Below are 16309 nucleotides of genomic sequence, written 5' to 3'. Positions count from 1 at the left end.
TTAGTTTTCGTTTGATGAACCGGTGGTGACTAAGCTTACGCTGTTCAACCCCGCACGGTTTAATTCGCCCATGACGCGCATCATTTGGCCATAGCTGATCGCGGTATCCCCGCGCAGCATGATCTGACGCGGTTTGTCCTGGGTTTGCGCGGCGGCGATTTCGCCAAGCCTAACGGCAAGGTCAGCGGGCGCAACCTGGGTGCCATCGATGAACGTCACGCCGTCGCGGTCAATGGCGATTTCTATGGGTTCATCCTTTTGATCCAGCGCATTTGCGCGGCTTTCCGGCAGCTCGACGGGGACGCCAGTTACCAACAAGGGCGCGGTGACCATGAAGATGATGAGCAGAACGAGCATGACGTCCACGAACGGTGTAACGTTGATGTCCGCCATCGGCGCGCGTCGGCCTCCCCGCCGTCGCCCACGTCCGCCGCCGCTGCGGCCAGATGAAGTGTTCATGGCCATGCTTAAATCACAAGCTCCAATTCCCGGCTCAACGTCCCATGAAAGCCATCGGCAAAGCGCCCCATGCGCGCTTCATATTGGTTCAGACGGTGGGAGAATCGGTTATAGGCGATGACCGCTGGAATGGCGGCAAACAGGCCAATGGCGGTGGCAAATAACGCCTCCGCAATCCCCGGCGCGACAACGGCAAGGCTGGAATTTTGCTCTGCCGCAATCGCGGCAAAGCTGCGCATGATGCCCCATACGGTACCGAACAGGCCAATGAACGGGGCAACGGAGCCGGTGGTGGCCAGAAAGTTCAGGCGGTTGGCGAGGCGGTCGGTTTCCGCGGCGATTGTGGCATCCATCGCCGTGGCAAGGCGCTCACGCGTTCCGGCGCGGTCAATGTTTTTGCCTTTGGTTGACAGCCGCCATTCGGCCATCCCAGCGGCAAAGACCTTCGCCACCGGCAGTTCATTTTGGGCATGTGCCTTGGAGAAAGCCGAAATATCCGAGCTGCCCCAAAATTCACGCTCAAACGCTTCGCTTTTCCGGTTGATACCTGACATCTTCACCATGAAGCTGATGATGATTGTCCACACCCAGATGCTGGACAGCGCCAAGCCGACAATGACAGATTTGACCACCAAGTCGGCGTCCATAAACAAATTGAAGGGTGAAAAGCCCATATTTTGGGTGGCGATAAGCAGGCTCATGGATATCCTATTCTGCGGGTCGATGAAGAATCGGCTGGAACGCGGCAACCCAATGCGCAGGTTGTCGGCGGGCCTTGCCGTCGGGTGAAACAAAGGCGGCGGTCACCCGCGCTTCGGTGAGTATCTCGTCGCCGCGCATGACGGTTTGATGAATGTCGCAACTGGCCGCGCGGACGGCCTCAACGGTGCTGACGACCACCAACGCATCGTCAAAATGCGCGGCACGGCGATATTTGATGTGCATTTCGGTCACGGCATACGCGCCTTGCCCCTCGGCATGAACGGTCCGCTGATCAATGCCGACGCAGGCGAGCATGTCCGAACGCGCCCGTTCCATGAAATGCAGATAGCGCGCATGATAGACCACCCCGGAAAAATCGGTGTCTTCAAAATAGACGCGCACGGCAAAATAGTGCCGCGTGCCGTCAAAATGGCCTTGATAGGGTTGAGGCATGGACATTACACGCGTTGCTTAACCTTTGTGGAGTCCGGCGGGAAGGGGTTTTAGTAAAAGCGTCCGCAATTGGTCGCCTGAGACACTCGGAATGTCTTTATGTATCAAATAACCCATCTTGTGACCCGGCGGGCGGGTTGAGGCCAAGATGTTTCCAGCCCGGCGCATTGAGGCAGCGGCCACGCGCCGTTCGCGCGATCAGGCCCAGTTGCAGCAGATAAGGTTCGACCACATCCTCAATGGTGTCACGCGGCTCGGAAAGGCCGGCGGCCAACGCCTCCACACCCACTGGCCCGCCACGGTAAATGTCGGCGATCATATACAGATAACGCCGGTCCATCGCATCAAGGCCAAGCGCATCGACCTCCAACCGGTTGAGCGCGCTATCGGCGATTTTGGCGGTGACAACGGGCTCGCCAGCCACATTGGCAAAATCGCGCACGCGGCGCAGCAGCCGTCCGGCAATACGCGGCGTTCCGCGCGCCCGCTTGGCAATCTCGTTCGCGCCGTCGGGGGCAATGCCCAGGTCCAGCAAGCGCGCGGCGCGGGTGACGACCAACTCAAGCTCGGCATGCGTGTAGAAATTCAACCGCACCGGAATGCCAAAGCGGTCACGCAACGGCGTGGTCAGCAAACCCTGCCGCGTGGTCGCGCCGACAAGCGTAAACGCAGGCAAGTCAATCCGCACCGACCGCGCCGAAGGCCCTTCGCCGATCATGATATCGAGCGCGCGGTCCTCCATCGCAGGATACAGGATTTCCTCAACCACGGGGCTTAGGCGGTGAATTTCGTCAATGAACAAGACGTCGCCATCTTCCAAATTGGTCAACAACGCGGCCAAGTCACCGGATTTGGCGATGACAGGGCCGGAGGTGGCGCGAAAACCGACGCCCATTTCCTTTGCCACAATCTGCGCCAGCGTGGTCTTGCCAAGACCCGGTGGGCCAAAGAACAGCACATGGTCCAACGGCTGCCCCCGCCCCTTCGCCGCCTCAATAAACACCCGCAAATTATCGCGCGCGGCGGCCTGCCCGATAAACTCGGCGAGCGTTTTTGGACGAAGCGCAGCGTCGATGTCTTCGGGCCGCTTGTCCGGCGTGGTGAGGCGGTCTTCGTCAGTCATGCGCATTTCTCACCGTTAGCTTTGACATTGCCCGATGGACCATGAAACAAGTTCAGGGTGACGGCGTGGAGGTTTGAATTCATGCGGAACAATTTACCAGAATTTACGTCACCCTGAACTTGTTTCAGGGTCCATTTTGCGGCACTATCCAGCGTGTGAGAGACGAAAAAACTCCATGCGTATATATACTTGCAAGCAAGCATTATGGTTCGCTTTATATCGGTGTCACGTCTGACCTGCTCAAGCGGCTTTCGCAACATCGGGGCGGTGTGACACCCGGACATGCTTCCAAATATGCGATTTACCGGCTGGTGCATTTTGAGGTTTTTGGCACGATGGAGGCCGCGATTGCGCGCGAGAAGCAGTTGAAAAATTGGCATCGGGCGTGGAAAATCAATCTGATTAACGACGCGAATCCGCACTGGATGGATTTGGCTGTCGGGCTGGGTTTGCCTCCGGTGGGGAAGGGTTAACCTCCCGATGGACCCTGAAACAAGTTCAGGGTGACGAATGTTGCGATGGCAGGTGATTTTGTGATGACAGGTGATATTGCGATGGCATGTGACAGTCATTCTCCCTCCACCGTCACCCTGAACTTGTTTCAGGGTCCATTTAGAGGCGCCAGACTTACAGGGGCGCGTAGCTGGAGCAGAGAGTAAACTCACCGCGCATCCCCCTTCAACGCCTGCTTTGCGTCTACTGCATGGTGCAAAATGCGCACAATCAGGACCATCTCATCACATTCGTCAATGGCACACAAGTCAGCAACGGCAGCATTCGAAAATGAAACTTTAGCCACGCCTTGCACGCCGTCTGGCGATAATGTTTTCGATAATCTTTTCCGGCTCTTCGTCTGAAGTTCCGGAAGCCATGCCTTCCGCAAGCATGGCTTTAACCCATTCGATATCATCGGGCTCAGATTCCTGATCGCGACGAACGAGATCACGCATATAGTCGCTCGCGCTTGAATATCGACCTTCCGTAACGCGGTGATCAATCCAGCTTTTAAGCGCAGGTGGAATAGATATGTTTAATTGGGCCATAGCATCCTTATACATTTCTGTAGGAATTTGTCTATTACTCACCGCGAAGCCCGTTTCAACGCCAGCCGGACCAATGCATCCAAGGTCGCATCGGGGCCAAGTTCCTCGACGGCTTGCGCCACGGCGCTTCCTGCCTCGCCGGGCTTGAAGCCCAGATTGCCGAGTGCGGACATCGCGTCTTGCGCGTGGTTCCCAGCCGCTGCGCCGGTGGACATCAGCTTCGCGCCGCCACCGAGACCGGCCAAAGCGCCGACCTTGTCCTTCAATTCATTGACGATGCGGCTGGCAAGCTTTGGCCCGACGCCATTGGCGCGCGCGACCATCGCGGCGTCGCCGCTGCCGATGGCGAGGGCCAAGTCCTGCGGTTCAATTGCGGACAATATGGCGAGGCCAACCTTGCCGCCGACGCCCTGCACGCCCGTCAACAGGCGGAACCAGTCGCGTTCTTCGCGGGTGGCAAAGCCGATGAGGCGCATGTCGTTTTCCGACACTTGCATTTCGGTGAAGACGGTCGCGAAATCGTCGGTCTTGCCCAAGGCCGATAGCGTCCGCGCACTGGCCTGCACCAGATAGCCGACGCCGTTGACGTCAATCACCAGATGGTCAACGCCGGTTTCATCAATGCGGCCATACAGCTTTGCAATCATATTCGCGGGTTAGCCGTTCGATTTCAAATCGGCAAGCAAAAGAGAACATCGCGGGAACAGGGCAGGATTTTTTCACGCAGAGGCGCGAAGGTGGATTTAATAGGTCCTGACCCTAAAATAGGTAACTTGGTGAGCCAGATACTCTGTGCCCTTTGCGCCTCTGCGTGCACCCATCAACCGCGCATATGGTGCGCATGGGTGATCGCCACCGCCAACGCATCGGCCGCGTCTGGTCCGGCGAGCTTCAACCCCGGCAATAGGATGCGCAGCATGGCCTGAACCTGCTCCTTTTCCGCTTTGCCAGTGCCGACGACGGATTTCTTTACGAGCCGCGTGGCATATTCGGTCACGGGTGTGTTGTTGCGCGCCGCCCCCAAAAGCACCACGCCGCGCGCTTGCCCAAGCTTTAGCGTCGATTGCGGGTTTTTGTTGACAAACACCTCTTCGACCGCGGCATAATCCGGGCGAAATTGGTCAAGCACTGCGCTCAATTTTTCATCCAAAAGCACAAGGCGGTTGGCCAATGGCAATTTGGCGTCGGTTACAATCTCGCCATTGTTGATATGGGAAAGGCGATTGCCTTCCTTGCGGATAACGCCCCAGCCTGTTGTCCCAAGGCCGGGGTCTAATCCCAATATAATCACAGCTTGTTCCCCTCCCGCAGGCGGGAGGGGTTAGGGGAGGGGCGAGCCGAAGGCGAGCTTGTAACTTTGCGGTCACAGGCCCACCCCCTCCACGCGCCTGCGGGAAGGAAGAAATACCTCATCCCAATTTCGCCATGACCTCGTCGGACACATCGTAATTGCCCCATACGGTCTGAACGTCGTCATCGTCTTCCAAAGCATCGATCATCTTAAGCAAGGTTGCGGCATTGGCTTCGTCAACTTCGACCAAAAGCTGGGGTTTCCACGCGAGTTTTGCGCTTTCTGCCGCGCCAAGCATGGTTTCAAGTGCTTTGGCCACTTCGTGCAGCGCGTCCATGCTGGTCCAGATGCTGTGTTCGTCTTCGTTCGACTCCACATCTTCGGCGCCGGCTTCCAATGCGGCCTCAAAAACGCTGTCGGCATCACCCGCGCTGGCGGGATAGGTGATCAGGCCCATACGGTCGAACCCATGGCTCACCGCGCCCGACGCGCCGAGATTGCCGCCATTTTTGCTGAAGGCGGTGCGCACATTGGTCGCGGTGCGGTTGCGATTGTCGGTCAGTGCCTCAACGATGATGGACACACCACCGGGGCCATAGCCTTCATACCGCATTTCATCATAGCTTTCGGCGTCCCCGCCGATTGCCTTGTCGATGGCGCGCTGGATGTTATCCTTGGGCACCGACTGCGCCTTGGCGGCATTGACCGCAAGGCGCAGGCGCGGGTTCATGTCCGGATCGGGCATCCCCATCTTCGCCGCCACGGTAATTTCGCGCGAAAGTTTGGAAAATTGCGCCGAACGCTTCTTGTCCTGCGCGCCCTTACGATGTTGTATGTTCTTGAATTTGCTATGGCCTGCCATGGCTCTGCTCTTCTCTGGCTAAAGGATAGGATGCCGCGCCCTTACATCAGGCACGCGCCATTGGGCAAGTCATGTAGACCAACATCGTTCAACAGGTTTATCCCGCCGTCGTCGCAGCTAGGGTCAGGACCTATTAAATCCACCTTCGCGGTTTGAGGCCATTTTGTTCAGTGCAAGGCGGCAAGCGCAGGGCTTAGTGGTTCTAAGTCCAAGCTTGCCAACGCGGCAATGGACAGTATGGGTCAAATCCGAAGGACGCCAAAATGGCTTCGATCTCAAAGCAAAATGCCCTTGCAGGCAGAATGACTGCCTGCGGCGGACATTTTACTTCGATATCTTTGCCATTTTGACGCCGCGATGGTGGATTTAAGTGGTCCTGACCCTAGATCGCGTTCAGGAATACCAAGGAGATTTAAATCGCCTCATGTTGCTGTTGCGAAACTTTAGACCAAGCAACTGTCGTGAGCGCCGTCAAAAGGATAAAGGCAATAAAATGGAGTAATGCAGACCCAATTGTGAGCAGGATTGATTGCGCGTTGATGATACCGGGTTCAACAAAGGACACAAGAACGTCCGCTGCTCCCCACAGCCCCGCCAAAACCAAGGCATATGGCAATACGAGTTGAAGGTAAAATGGGCGACAGCCGTCAAGAGTTTTTCCAAATGAAATTCCGTTTGCACCTATTACTTGGCCGGTAGTGTGTACCAACATAGGCGAAACCAGCGAGGCCATTATCGCAAATGTAATCAACAGCAGTGGGGTGGCAGATAGCTGGTCCAGGGCATCAACACCCCAAATCCCAACCACGATGGCGATCGGAATTCCGAAATAAATCAGACAGCTCAAGATTGACCAGCTTATCCAGCCGCCTAAGCTACCGCGTTGTGAGTCAGGGGCGCCACTCATTGATCGGGTCACCCTCCATTGCGCGATCATAATAGCAACGAACAGCGCAAGCGATAAAATCAACAATGCTAATCGTGACCCATCTTCGGTCTCACTGAACAGCAAAGCGATGTCTGATGCTATATAAGCGGCAAGCGCTGCAAGCCAAAGCTTGGGCGCAACGCGCGCTGAAAGCAAACGATCAACAGCTTCAGAATACAAGGTCATACGTCCTCCAATTCCATCCGGACGAGGTGTTGTGGCAGAATTGGGGCGTCGTGTTAAGTCTCTATGAGTAAATGTAAAAAAATTTACAAACTGCAGCTATGCTGATTCAATTTCACCGCAGTCCCCAAAGCGGTGATCATAAGCACCGAGCCTTCTCTGCCCAGCACTTTATAATCAAGGTGAATGCCCGTGACGGCGTCTGCGCCCCTGTTGCGGGCGTCGGCGGCAAGTTCAGGATGACGGGTCTTTTTTAACCTTCACGCGCGGCCAAAAATCCTTTTTGTCATTACGCCAGACCAAGCGCCGATTTATAGGTATCGAGGATCGCTTCCATTTCCTGACGGTCGTCTTGGCTCATTTTGCGCAAGCGGACGATCTGGCGCATGATTTTTGCGTCATAGCCTTGGCTCTTGGCTTCCGAATATACGTCACGAATGTCGTCAGCGATGCCTTTTTTCTCTTCTTCCAAACGCTCAATACGCTCAATGAACAGACGCAGTTGATCGGCGGCGATATTGCCCTCGGCCATGATATTTCCCCTATGTGTCGAATGGGGCATCACGCCCCGAATCAGAATGGCACCCGCTTAGAACATGAACCCCGCGGCGTCACCCTGAACTCGTTTGCGGCTTTTGCTTTTCGGTTCGCTATTCATGCCCCGCATTCTTCTTTACGCTTTCTTTCATGCGCTCTAACTGTTCGGGGGTTGCCTCGCTTTGATATTTTTCCTTCCACGCTGCGGCGGGCATGCCGTGGATCAACTCGCGGGCTTGATCCTTCGTCAACTGCCCGTCTGCCTCCATCACCCAATCGGCTAGGCAATTACGGCAAAAGCCCGCAAGGCCCATGAGGTCGATATTCTGCGCATCATGTCGGTGCTGCAAATGCGCGATGAGGCGGCGAAATGCGGCGGCAGCGGCGGAGTCTGAAATGTGCGTTTCCTGTTGCATAAATATGCGCCCTTTTCGTTACTGACTTGCCTCGTTATGGGGAGGGCGACATTCAAAATCCATATCGCGGAGCCATTTTCATGCAATATCATAAACCACGCATGCGCAAGGTCCGCATATTGGCAACCTTGGGCCCCGCGAGCGATACGCCCGAGATGATCGAAAAACTGTTCCGCGCTGGCGCCGATGCTTTCCGCATCAACATGAGCCATGGCGATCAGGCCGACAAGGCGCAGTTGATTGCCAATATCCGCGCGCTTGAAAAAGCATATAACCGGCCAACGACGATATTGGTTGACCTGCAAGGTCCCAAATTACGGGTCGGAACCTTTGCCGATGATAAGGTCGAATTGCACACGGGCCACAATTTCCGGCTCGACACCGACAAGACACCGGGCGACGCCCATCGCGTCTATTTGCCGCATCCGGAAATTTTTGCCGCACTTGACGTCGGCGCACGGCTGTTGCTCGACGACGGCAAGCTTGTCTTGCGCGTGACCGAGATTGGCCCTGAACATATCAACACCAAAATTGAGGTTGGCGGGACGCTATCGAACCGCAAGGGGTTGAATGTCCCTGACGTTGTGGTGCCAATCGCTGCGTTAACCGAGAAGGATCGTTCGGACCTTGCCTTTGCGTTGGAGCAAGGCGTTGACTGGATCGCGATGTCGTTCGTGCAGCGGCCTGAGGATGTGGCCGAAGGTAAGAAACTGATCGGGAACAAGGCGGCTTTGCTTGCCAAAATCGAAAAGCCTGCGGCGATTCGACGGTTGGAAGAAATCCTTGAGCTGGCCGACGGTGTTATGGTTGCACGCGGCGACCTGGGCGTGGAATTGCCGCCGGAACAAGTGCCGCCGCTGCAAAAGAAGATTGTGTCCACCGCACGGCGCATGGGCAAGCCCGTCGTGGTGGCAACGCAAATGTTGGAATCGATGATCGTTTCACCGTCACCAACGCGGGCGGAGGTGTCAGACGTGGCCACCGCGATTTACGATGGCGCGGACGCCGTGATGCTGTCTGCCGAAACCGCAGCGGGGGCGTGGCCGATTGAGGCGGTGTCGATCATGGACCGCATCGCGCAACAGGTCGAGGGCGACCCGGATTTTTTCAAACGCATCCATTTCACCGAAACCCCCGCAGACGGCACGACCGCCGACGCCCTGGCCGAGGCCAGCGGGCGTATTGTTGACACCGTCGAAACAAGCGCCATCGTGTGCTTCACATCATCAGGGTCAACCGCACGCCGCATTTCACGCGAGCGCCCTGCTGTGCCGTTGTTGGTCCTAACCGCAAGCCAGACGACCGCGCGTCGCTTAGGGCTATTATGGGGCGCTTTTGCCGTGCGCACGCGGGACATTGGCTCGTTCGAAGAAATGGTTGCCAAGGGCAAGCGTATGGCATTGCGGTACCATTTGGGCGTTGCAGGCGGCCGGATCATCATCATGGCGGGTGTGCCGTTTGGGACGCCGGGGTCAACCAATGTGCTGCATATCGTCCGCCTGACGGGTGACGAATTGAAGGGGCATTAGGGGCAGGGCAGGAGCAAGCTGCTGTCGCCATAGCTGTAGAAACGATATTCATTGGCGATGGCATGCGCATAAGCCGCCTGCATGGTCTCGCGCCCCATTAATGCGCTGACGAGCATGAACAAAGTCGATTTGGGCAGATGGAAATTGGTCATCAGGCCGCCAATCGCCTTGAAACGATAACCGGGCGTGATGAAAATATCGGTGTCGCCTTCAAACGGGTGCACGATGCCAACTTCGTCCGCCGCGCTTTCAACAAGGCGTAGTGACGTTGTGCCAACCGCAATCAACCGCCCGCCATTTGCGCGGATGCTATTGAGCCGATGCGCTGTGTCTGCGTTGATGCTGCCCCATTCGCTGTGCATGCGATGTTCGGTGGTGTCATCGGCCTTCACCGGCAGGAATGTGCCCGCACCGACATGCAACGTCAGTGTTGCCGTTTCGATGCCTGCCGCGTGCACCGCGGCCATCAATTCGGGCGTGAAGTGCAGGGAGGCTGTTGGCGCCGCCACCGCGCCATCCTTTTGCGCGAACATCGTTTGATAATCTTGCGCATCACGCGCGTCGGTTGCCCGCTTACCCGCGATATAGGGCGGTAGAGGCATGGTCCCGGCGCGTTGCAGCAGGATTTCGACCGGCTCATCGCCTTCGAAAAACAAAGTGAAGCTGCCGTCGTCATGGCGTTCTTCGGATATGGCCATAACGCCTTCGCTAAAATCGATGCTATCGCCGGGATGCAGGCGTTTGGCGTTGCGGATAAACGCCTGCCAACGGCGCAGGTCGATCCGTTTGTGCAAGGTCGCGCCGATGGAGGCATTGCCGCGCTTGCCCTGAAGCTGCGCCGGAATGACTCGTGTATCGTTGAAGATCAGGCAATCACCCTTGCGCAACATCGCCGGCAGGTCGCGCACCGAGCGGTCCGCCAGTGCAGCATCGCCGCCCACGCACAACATACGCGCAGAATCGCGCGGCGAGACGGGACGCAGCGCAATCCGCTCGGGCGGAAGCTCGAAATCAAATAGATCGACGCGCATGGCGGAGTGTTTCGCGCTTATTCAGCGTTTAACTGGTCAACAGTGATGGGGGCTTGCGCTGGCGGCGGCGTAAACGCAGGCGGCGGAACATTGTCGGCCGCGATAGAGGCCTGAAGCACCTTGCTCGGGTTCAAAGGCGGCTCGCCACGTTCAATGGCGTCGACAAATTGCATGCCCGATGTCACGCGGCCAAAGACAGTATATTTGTTATCCAGGCTAAAGCGCGGTTGAAAGCAGATGAAGAATTGGCTGTTCGCCGTGTCAGGCTCGTTCGTCCGCGCCATCGACACCGTCCCGCGCAAATGCGGAATTCTGTTAAATTCGGCCTTCAGGTCGGGAAGTTCCGACCCGCCTTGGCCCGTGCCCTTTGGATCCCCCGTCTGCGCCATGAATCCATCGATCACGCGGTGAAAGATCACGCCGTTATAAAAGCCCTGCCGCGTTAGCGTCTTGATACGCTCAACATGGGCAGGGGCGTCGGTTGGGAACATTTGAATCGTAACCCGCCCACCGGTGGAAAGATCCAAGACCAGCATGTTTTCAAGGTCCGGCGCGGCGGGCGCAGGTGCAGGCGTCTGCGCAAAGGCGGGCGACAAGGCAAAGGCAAAAATGCCGACCAAGAGCAAACTGAGCTTCGAAAAGAAAGAGCGTACGGACATTAATGATGTGCCTCTGAAAACCGGATGAGGCCTCTTTAACGAAGCGCGCTGTCGCTGTCATGAACGATTTTTCTAACTGCGACGCAGCCCCGGCCAATGCAAATGACTGCGCGCCAAGGCACTGTTGCGCAAATGTTACATATGTAAACTAATAGTTACATCTTGATACAATTTGTTGCGCAGACTTGGCATCTCCGCCAAAGTGAAGCCAATCGGCAGCACTTTTTTCGGTTTATTTTCTCCGGCGAGTGCAGCGATGTTTGAAAAGTCAGGGATTTTAACAGCCTTTGAATGGTGGAAGTCCACCGGACTTCGGCTTCATTAAAGAGGGTGTATCGTGAAAAACACACGTATCAGCAATTTGAAATATGCCGCTGCATTGCAGGCGCTATCAATCATGGGTGCAGGCGTCGCCGTAACGGCGATCGTCGCAACACCAGCAATGGCTCAGGATTATACCAACGTTAGTGCATCGGGACGTGTTGTAAGCACCGACGGACAGGCGATCTCAGGGGCGACTGTTGCCATTAAATCGAATGATCAAGGGTTCGAGCGGTCGGTGACAACCGATTCAAATGGTAGCTATCGAATTCCCCAGTTGCCGACCGGTAGCTACACCTTCACGATTAGCGCTGACGGTTATGATACTTTCAGCGATGACTCTGTGAACCTTGGATCAGACAGCTCAGCGAACCAATTTTCGCTCGTTGCACAGGGCGGTAGCGGTGATATTGTTGTTAGCGGAGGTCGGTCGGTTATTGTAGATTTCACACGGAACACAACTGGCTCTGTTATCGAAATCGGAGAGCTGGCCACACGCGTGCCTGTCGCGCGCGACATTACGTCCGTGGTATTGCTAGCTCCTGGCACGACACAGGGTGATTCGGCTTTCGGCAACTTGCCGAATATTGCTGGCGCGTCGGTGGCTGAAAATGCTTATTACGTGAACGGTCTGAACATTACGGAATTCCGTGAGGGATTGGGCGCAGTTGCCATACCATTTGAATTTTATGAGACGGTTGAAGTCAAGAATGGCGGTTATAGCGCAGAATTCGGTCGCGCTACCGGTGGTATTATAAACGCGGTCACCAAGTCCGGATCAAATGATTTTCATGCTGGCGTGTTGGTAAATTATGAACCAAACTGGTTGCGTTCAAACGCAACGGACACAGTGTTCAGCGAAAATAGTCGTGAGTCCGCCCACCGCATAAACTCAACATTCTATGCTTCGGGTCCGATCATTAAGGACAGGCTTTTCGTTTACGGCCTATATGAAACGCGCAATGTGACATCAACTGACACCGTTACCAGTCTCTCGCGGGTCGGAACCACCGATGTGCTGAATCAGGTTGGTTCACGTTTTGACAGAAATAGGTCAAGCAGTCCTTTTTACGCGGTCAAGGTCGATGCCATTCCGCTGGATGGGCATCGTTTCGAGGCTACTTACTTCAATACGACAGGCAGGACGGTTTCGGACAGCTATGGCTATGTAGCCTTCAATGACGTAGTGACAACTCTGACGCGCGGTCAAGGTGCCGGCACTGGCCAAACGGTATTCGGTTTTGGCGGAGAAAACTATGTTGGCCGTTACACGGGTCAATTCACCGATTGGCTGACAATTTCTGCCGCTTACGGAAAAAATAAAAACCGGGACACGACTGGTTCGTCAGACGATACCTATCCAAATGTGTTTGACTCACGTACTGGGCAATCTCTTGCAAACTCGGTTGCAGGCATATCGTTGAGCAATGACACTCGGGAATTTTATCGAGCCGATGCGGGGTTGAGCTTTGATCTTCTCGGTTCGCATAGCATTAAGTTCGGTTATGACCGTGAAAAGTTGACGACAAATACCGTTAACACGCGCACGGGCGGTGCCAACTTCACTATTTTCAATTCAGGTCTTTCGGGCGACTCTGACGTTACTGCGCCTAATGTGAACTATGTGACGGCCCGAACATTTGTAAACGGCGGTTCGTTTGATTCGCAAAATGAAGCCTTCTACATTCAGGATAGCTGGAGTCTCTTCTCCGACCGGTTGGTGTTGAACCTTGGTTTGCGGAATGACCGTTTCCAGAACAGTAATGTTGTCGGTGACGTTTATTACAAGTCAGGCGATAACTGGGCCCCGCGTACGGGTTTCTCATTTGACGTTTTCAATGACTCAACGACGAAACTGTACGGATCTTTTGGTCGTTATTATCTTCCAGTTGCAGCAAACACAAACATACGTCTTGCGGGCGCTGAGCTTGATTTTACCCGTTTCAACGTTTTGAATGGTATTAATGCAGACGGAACGCCGATTATCGGAGCAGCCATCAATACTGTACCTGGCGCCACAGCTTGTCCAAGTGGCGGCGGCACCAATTGCACTATACTTTCTGATGGTATCGCAACACCGACGGAATCGACTGTTTCAAAGTCACTGCAGTCACAATCGGTTGATGAATATATCATTGGTGCTGAGCGTAAATTCGGCGGTGGCTGGAGTGCCGGACTTTACTATACGCGCTCTCGTTTGAACGCGGCCTTGGAAGACGCTGCAATCGATGCTGCAATCAATAATTATTGCGCCGCCGAAGGTATTTCAGGATGTAGCAGTATTTGGTCAGGATTTCACCAATATGTGTTGTTAAATCCGGGTCAGGGCGCAACGGTAACCTTGTCCGATCCCATCAATGGTGAGACAGGCCTGCGCACAGTTGACTTTACCGCAGAAGAGTTGGGCCTGCCTTCCGCCAAGCGTAATTATGATGCGGTTACCTTGAAAGTAGACCGTGCATTCGACGGCTTGTGGAGCCTATCCGGTTCGTACACTTGGTCGAAGCTATTTGGAAACTACGAAGGATCAGTGAAGTCTGACAATGGCCAGACTGATGCTGGTTTGACGACTGACTTTGATCAGCCAGGTCTGACGAATGGTACATTGGGACTTTCACCGAACCATCGTCGCCATAACTTGAAACTATACGGCAGCTACAAACTCACCGACTGGCTAACAGTGGGTGCAAATTTCAGTGCTACGTCACCGCGTAAATTCGGTTGTATCGGAAGAATTCCGGCATCAATTGACCCCTTTGGTCAATTTTATGGGGCGGCGGGTTACTATTGTAATGTGGATGCAAGCGGCAGTGTCATAACCGACGAGCGTGTCCCGGTGAATGTGAATAGTCCGGTAGCTGCGCTTACACCGCGTGGCAGTGTTTTTGAGAGCGATTGGCAAACGCAAACCAATCTGAGCTTTGTGTTCAGATTGCCAACTGATAGCTTTCAAGGTGATTTCCGGCTCGACGTGTTTAACGTCTTCAACGAAAATGCCGCGCTTGATTTTGAAGAGCGGGGCACGCTCAACAACGGACGTCCACGCAATACATTCGGGGAAGCAACCCGATATCAGGGGCCACGTTCAATCCGTCTGCAATTCGGATTGCGCTTTTAACTGCTGACATGACCGATAAAAGAGGGGAAAAGGGGCTGGAGACAGCCCCTTTTCTCTTTTTCGAGGGCAAGGAACTACGGTGGTGTATGATACCGAAGTATTGATACACAAGCTTGGCGATGCACTGCGTCGGAATAGCCGCGCAGAATCGGCCCAGCTGGTAAAAGATATCATCAGGGCAAAGCCGCCTCTTGCCGGAAGGTGGCGGTCAATGGCCGCTATTGCAAAAAAAAATGGTGAAGTTGAGGATGCCCTGGCCGCAATGGACTATTATTGCGCCTCTGCTGGAGACACTCCACCGGTTCAGTTTGAAAGGGCTGCGTTGCTGGCTCAGCTCGGCCAACTTGAAGAAGCGGACCGCATTCTTGCAAAGCTTCCTCCCGGAACGCCGACGATGGCGGAATATTATTATAGCTCAGGCACTCTTTCGCTCAACCTTGGCAGAGTTAGTGAGGCGCGTGAGAAGCTGCAGCGTGCTTGTAAGGCAGCGCCGTATTCGGGCCAAAGCTGGCTTGCACTCTCGATCGCCGGACCGATGCAAGCAGCTGATATAGACGCTTTAATGGCAGTAGATCCGGGATTATTCCAATCCAATATGACTGAATTAAGCGCCTATCATTACGCGCTCGGAAACATGTTCCACGAAGCGGGTGATTATCGAAAGGCTTTTGCAAGCTTTTCCGTTGGTGCCCAAAAGAAGCAGGGCGTCACGCCATATAAATTTTCGGCAGACAAAGCTGATGCGGTTAGGGTAGCTTCGGGTTGGCAAATGGACAAGGCGTCGCGTCCGGATGATATTCGGACACCAACTAAAGCATTGCATCCAATATTTGTGTCTGGATTACCCCGCTCAGGTACGACGTTGGTTGAGCAGATTCTAAATAGCCATAGCAAAGTCGTTGGCGGAGAAGAATTAGGGTTGATGCAGCTCGTCACCCAAGACTCAGGTAACGCAGCGGCTGATTTTGCAAGATTCAGGTTGCATGGCGGGTCATCCTCGGAGCTTGCAAATTTATATTGTTACCTGCTCAGACAGCGTCATGAGGGCAATGGATTCTTTGTAGATAAGTCGTTAGACACAAGCCGTTTCGCCGGTTTGATTGCGGCAATATTTCCTGCATCGCCTATAATATGGCTTCGCCGCGATCCGTTGGATTGTGCTTGGTCGGCCTATCGCACTTGGTTTCTTCGGGGCATGGAATGGTCGTGGTCGCTCTCGAATATTGCATATCATTTTGCCGTCGAAGATGCGCTATTTACCCACTGGAGTAGCTTGCTTGGCGAAAAATTATTGGTGGTAGATTACGCAGATCTTGTTCAAAATCCTGAAATTGAGATCGATCGGATAACGCGCTTTTGTGGATTACAGATTGAACCGGCCCAATTGAGCCCGCATGAAAACAGGCGGCCAGTCAAAACGGCTAGCGTTATTCAAGTAAGGCGGCCCATATACACAACATCTGTGGGAAACTCAGCGCACTATCACGCGTATATGGACCAATTTGTGGAAGCTTATGAAACTGCGCGGTTGGAGTTTTGTACATTTGTTTGAAATTTAAGCAGTCCTGTTCGTCTTGAACCGACACCCTCGCAACATAAGGGATGCCATAGCGCAGAGCATGTTTGCCAGACTGTCCCGAACATGACGTCGAAT

General features: G+C 54.6%; 17 protein-coding genes and 1 pseudogene. 4 read left to right on the top strand and 14 right to left on the bottom strand.

All coding sequences use genetic code 11. From position 1 onward, the window contains the following. From tolR to ruvB, 4 genes are all read right to left on the bottom strand, one after another. Complete coding sequence (gene tolR / locus HEQ34_RS05585; protein ID WP_296198554.1) at positions 1-459, bottom strand: protein TolR; 459 nt, start codon at positions 457-459, stop codon at positions 1-3. A gap of 8 nt (positions 460-467) precedes the next feature. Further along, positions 468-1160 carry a protein TolQ gene (gene tolQ / locus HEQ34_RS05580; protein ID WP_296198552.1) on the bottom strand — a complete coding sequence of 231 codons (693 nt, stop codon included), beginning with the start codon at positions 1158-1160 and terminating at the stop codon, positions 468-470. 7 nt (positions 1161-1167) lie between these two features. Beyond that, positions 1168-1620, bottom strand: a complete 453-nt coding sequence (locus HEQ34_RS05575; RefSeq protein WP_296198550.1) for a YbgC/FadM family acyl-CoA thioesterase — start codon at positions 1618-1620, stop codon at positions 1168-1170. Positions 1621-1711: 91 nt separating this feature from the next. After that, complete coding sequence (gene ruvB, locus HEQ34_RS05570) at positions 1712-2737, bottom strand: Holliday junction branch migration DNA helicase RuvB (RefSeq protein ID WP_296198548.1); 1026 nt, start codon at positions 2735-2737, stop codon at positions 1712-1714. Between the two features lie 155 nt (positions 2738-2892). Here ruvB and HEQ34_RS05565 point away from each other — a divergent pair, with 155 nt between their 5' ends. Beyond that, on the top strand, positions 2893-3210 hold the full coding sequence (locus HEQ34_RS05565; RefSeq protein ID WP_296198546.1) for a GIY-YIG nuclease family protein: 318 nt from the start codon (positions 2893-2895) through the stop codon (positions 3208-3210). 318 nt (positions 3211-3528) lie between these two features. Here the strand turns inward: HEQ34_RS05565 and HEQ34_RS05560 are convergent, their stop codons facing one another. From HEQ34_RS05560 to HEQ34_RS05525, 8 genes and pseudogenes are all read right to left on the bottom strand, one after another. Beyond that, positions 3529-3822, bottom strand: coding sequence for a type II toxin-antitoxin system ParD family antitoxin (locus tag HEQ34_RS05560; protein ID WP_296198543.1), 294 nt, complete (start codon positions 3820-3822; stop codon positions 3529-3531). Then, on the bottom strand, positions 3819-4427 hold the full coding sequence (gene ruvA / locus HEQ34_RS05555) for a Holliday junction branch migration protein RuvA (protein WP_296198541.1): 609 nt from the start codon (positions 4425-4427) through the stop codon (positions 3819-3821). The genes HEQ34_RS05560 and ruvA overlap by 4 nt, the downstream gene beginning before the upstream one ends. 173 nt (positions 4428-4600) lie before the next feature. Next, positions 4601-5071 (bottom strand): crossover junction endodeoxyribonuclease RuvC, encoded by a 471-nt coding sequence (gene ruvC / locus HEQ34_RS05550; protein WP_296198539.1) that lies wholly within the window; start codon positions 5069-5071, stop codon positions 4601-4603. Between the two features lie 118 nt (positions 5072-5189). Continuing rightward, positions 5190-5933 carry a YebC/PmpR family DNA-binding transcriptional regulator gene (locus HEQ34_RS05545; protein ID WP_296198537.1) on the bottom strand — a complete coding sequence of 248 codons (744 nt, stop codon included), beginning with the start codon at positions 5931-5933 and terminating at the stop codon, positions 5190-5192. A 412-nt stretch (positions 5934-6345) separates the two neighbouring features. Beyond that, entirely contained in the window at positions 6346-7047 is a 702-nt protein-coding gene (locus tag HEQ34_RS05540) for a hypothetical protein (protein ID WP_296198535.1), read from the bottom strand. 83 nt (positions 7048-7130) lie between these two features. Continuing rightward, positions 7131-7274 (bottom strand): annotated as a pseudogene (locus HEQ34_RS05535) (heavy metal-binding domain-containing protein); the annotation flags it as partial. A 59-nt stretch (positions 7275-7333) separates the two neighbouring features. Next, positions 7334-7576: a DUF2312 domain-containing protein gene (locus tag HEQ34_RS05530; protein WP_125229489.1), complete on the bottom strand. Its 243-nt coding sequence runs from the start codon at positions 7574-7576 to the stop codon at positions 7334-7336. A 118-nt stretch (positions 7577-7694) separates the two neighbouring features. Continuing rightward, a complete protein-coding gene (locus HEQ34_RS05525; protein WP_296198531.1) occupies positions 7695-7997 on the bottom strand; it encodes a DUF1244 domain-containing protein in 303 nt (100 codons plus the stop codon). An 80-nt stretch (positions 7998-8077) separates the two neighbouring features. Here HEQ34_RS05525 and pyk point away from each other — a divergent pair, with 80 nt between their 5' ends. Continuing rightward, complete coding sequence (gene pyk, locus HEQ34_RS05520; RefSeq protein WP_296198530.1) at positions 8078-9526, top strand: pyruvate kinase; 1449 nt, start codon at positions 8078-8080, stop codon at positions 9524-9526. Here the strand turns inward: pyk and queA are convergent. Continuing rightward, positions 9523-10557 carry a tRNA preQ1(34) S-adenosylmethionine ribosyltransferase-isomerase QueA gene (queA, locus tag HEQ34_RS05515; protein ID WP_296198528.1) on the bottom strand — a complete coding sequence of 345 codons (1035 nt, stop codon included), beginning with the start codon at positions 10555-10557 and terminating at the stop codon, positions 9523-9525. The genes pyk and queA overlap by 4 nt on opposite strands. A 17-nt stretch (positions 10558-10574) precedes the next feature. Beyond that, positions 10575-11216, bottom strand: coding sequence for a peptidylprolyl isomerase (locus HEQ34_RS05510; RefSeq protein ID WP_296198526.1), 642 nt, complete (start codon positions 11214-11216; stop codon positions 10575-10577). Between the two features lie 361 nt (positions 11217-11577). Here HEQ34_RS05510 and HEQ34_RS05505 point away from each other — a divergent pair, with 361 nt between their 5' ends. Both HEQ34_RS05505 and HEQ34_RS05500 read left to right on the top strand, forming a co-directional pair. After that, positions 11578-14655 (top strand): TonB-dependent receptor, encoded by a 3078-nt coding sequence (locus HEQ34_RS05505; protein WP_296198524.1) that lies wholly within the window; start codon positions 11578-11580, stop codon positions 14653-14655. A gap of 82 nt (positions 14656-14737) precedes the next feature. Beyond that, a complete protein-coding gene (locus tag HEQ34_RS05500; RefSeq protein ID WP_296198522.1) occupies positions 14738-16207 on the top strand; it encodes a tetratricopeptide repeat-containing sulfotransferase family protein in 1470 nt (489 codons plus the stop codon). Positions 16208-16309: the final 102 nt, after the last annotated feature.

The organism is Sphingorhabdus sp., from assembly GCF_023910635.1.
Classification (GTDB): domain Bacteria; phylum Pseudomonadota; class Alphaproteobacteria; order Sphingomonadales; family Sphingomonadaceae; genus Sphingorhabdus_B.
Note: the sequence above shows the minus strand (reverse complement) of the source record. Positions and strands in the feature narration are given on the sequence as shown.

Bases quoted from the DNA above. Each gene is read 5' to 3' on its own strand.
- tolR (WP_296198554.1), bottom strand. From the start codon at position 459: ATGAACACTTCATCTGGCCGCAGCGGCGGCGGACGTGGGCGACGGCGG.
- tolQ (WP_296198552.1), bottom strand. From the start codon at position 1,160: ATGAGCCTGCTTATCGCCACCCAAAATATGGGCTTTTCACCCTTCAAT.
- HEQ34_RS05575 (WP_296198550.1), bottom strand. From the start codon at position 1,620: ATGTCCATGCCTCAACCCTATCAAGGCCATTTTGACGGCACGCGGCAC.
- ruvB (WP_296198548.1), bottom strand. From the start codon at position 2,737: ATGACTGACGAAGACCGCCTCACCACGCCGGACAAGCGGCCCGAAGAC.
- ruvA (WP_296198541.1), bottom strand. From the start codon at position 4,427: ATGATTGCAAAGCTGTATGGCCGCATTGATGAAACCGGCGTTGACCAT.
- HEQ34_RS05545 (WP_296198537.1), bottom strand. From the start codon at position 5,933: ATGGCAGGCCATAGCAAATTCAAGAACATACAACATCGTAAGGGCGCG.
- HEQ34_RS05540 (WP_296198535.1), bottom strand. From the start codon at position 7,047: ATGACCTTGTATTCTGAAGCTGTTGATCGTTTGCTTTCAGCGCGCGTT.
- HEQ34_RS05530 (WP_125229489.1), bottom strand. From the start codon at position 7,576: ATGGCCGAGGGCAATATCGCCGCCGATCAACTGCGTCTGTTCATTGAG.
- HEQ34_RS05525 (WP_296198531.1), bottom strand. From the start codon at position 7,997: ATGCAACAGGAAACGCACATTTCAGACTCCGCCGCTGCCGCCGCATTT.
- pyk (WP_296198530.1), top strand. From the start codon at position 8,078: ATGCAATATCATAAACCACGCATGCGCAAGGTCCGCATATTGGCAACC.
- queA (WP_296198528.1), bottom strand. From the start codon at position 10,557: ATGCGCGTCGATCTATTTGATTTCGAGCTTCCGCCCGAGCGGATTGCG.
- HEQ34_RS05510 (WP_296198526.1), bottom strand. From the start codon at position 11,216: ATGTCCGTACGCTCTTTCTTTTCGAAGCTCAGTTTGCTCTTGGTCGGC.